Annotated in this window: 2 protein-coding genes and 1 pseudogene; all 3 read right to left on the bottom strand. The window is 24.5% G+C overall.

The genetic code is table 11. From position 1 onward, the window contains the following. Window positions 1-405, bottom strand: coding sequence for a hypothetical protein (locus tag BGI41_RS08625; protein ID WP_233126348.1), 405 nt, complete (start codon window positions 403-405; stop codon window positions 1-3). A gap of 51 nt (window positions 406-456) precedes the next feature. Then, window positions 457-522 (bottom strand): annotated as a pseudogene (locus tag BGI41_RS08690) (hypothetical protein); the annotation flags it as partial. A gap of 14 nt (window positions 523-536) precedes the next feature. Continuing rightward, window positions 537-1466: a CpaF family protein gene (locus tag BGI41_RS08620; protein WP_255377155.1), complete on the bottom strand. Its 930-nt coding sequence runs from the start codon at window positions 1464-1466 to the stop codon at window positions 537-539. Between the last annotated feature and the right edge of the window lie 63 nt (window positions 1467-1529).

The following is a 1529-nucleotide window of genomic DNA, read 5'->3' as shown; positions in this document are numbered from 1 at the left end:
TCAAACATGATTAAACCTTAAAAAATAATTTGGAGAATTTTTAAGTAAAAATATAAGTTTATCTCTATTAAAATAATAAAAATCAATTATTTTACTTACAACTTCATTTGATCTTAAATTATTTTTCACCATCAAATTTAAAACTAATTTTCGAGTTTTAATATCATTATCTATATATTTTCTAGAAACATTTTTAGTTTCCATTATTTTTTCAATAGTATTTGATGAAAAAGAAATATTATCAAAGGTATCTAAAGAAGAGTTCCATTGGAAAATCTTGTTTAATTGAACAGTAGCTTCTTCCATTCCTACAACTTCACTAAGTTCAGTAACACGTCTATAACTAACACCATTAGATTTATAAAATCTTTTTTGCATTAAAATAAAATCTATTGCAGAAATCATTATCTTAGGAACACACATAGGAGGATTAGTTAATCGTGTAATAGTCTCTCTAGCATTATTTGCATGTAATGTTCCAAAGCCAGAATGTCCAGTATTAAGTGCTGTAAAAAGAGTTATTGCTTCTTTAGCTCTTACTTCACCAACAATAATTCTCTATCAGGTCTTTGTCTTAATGCATTTTTAACTAATGCATCCATATCTAATTTTCCCATACCTTCAATATTTGCTAATCTAGTTTCCATTCTAAGAATATGCTTATGAGGTATTTGAAGTTCTAATGTATCTTCAATAGTTATAATCCTTTCTTTAGGATTAATAAGTGCTGAAAGTGCATTTAAAGTTGTAGTTTTTCCAGAACTTGTTCCTCCAGAAATAATTATATTTGCAGATTTTACGCCTAAACCATCAATACATAACCATAAAAATGCTGCAATATTAGAATCTAAAGTATTATTTTTTATTAAATCAATAATTGTAAAAGGATCTTTTTTAAATTTACGTATAGTGAGTGATGGACCATCTGCAGATATTGGAGGTAAAGTTGCATTTACTCTAGAACCATCTTTTAATCTTGCATCTAAAATAGGAGATTCATTATCAAAACGTCGATTATTTTCTCTTGCAATTGAGTCAATAATCTTAATAATATCTTCATTATTAGAAAATGACATATTAGTTTCTAACATACCATATTCTCTATGATAAACATAAACAGGTTTATTTGAGCCAATTACCATAATTTCTTCTAAATTATCATCTTTAATTAATGGATTTAAAATTCCATAACCATTAATTTCTTCATAAAACCTTTGAGATAAATTATCAATATAATCTTCATTAAAAGAACTATCTAATATACTATTTTTTATAATATGTTTAATATCTTCCAATTTAACAGTACGAGATTCATTGTTATTTAATGCAACATCCACAAGTTTACTACGTATATTACTTAAAATAGTCTTCTCTTCAAAAGTAAATCCATAATTGTTTTGAATATTGTATTTATAATTAATATCTGTTGGAATAATATCTGAATCAGAAATATTTGAATTACTCATAATAAAATTGATGTTTAAAATAAAATAAAAAACTTAATTAAATAATCTTAAAAAGAAGATATA

Source organism: Methanobrevibacter sp. 87.7 (assembly GCF_002208625.1).
Taxonomy (GTDB): Archaea; Methanobacteriota; Methanobacteria; order Methanobacteriales; family Methanobacteriaceae; genus Methanarmilla.
The sequence above is the reverse complement of the archived record's forward strand: the minus strand, read 5'-3'. Positions and strand labels throughout refer to the sequence as shown.

What these genes read in the sequence shown, in the direction of transcription:
- BGI41_RS08625 (WP_233126348.1), bottom strand. Translation starts at nt 405, where the DNA reads ATGATTTCTGCAATAGATTTTATTTTAATGCAAAAAAGATTTTATAAA.
- BGI41_RS08620 (WP_255377155.1), bottom strand. Translation starts at nt 1,466, where the DNA reads ATGAGTAATTCAAATATTTCTGATTCAGATATTATTCCAACAGATATT.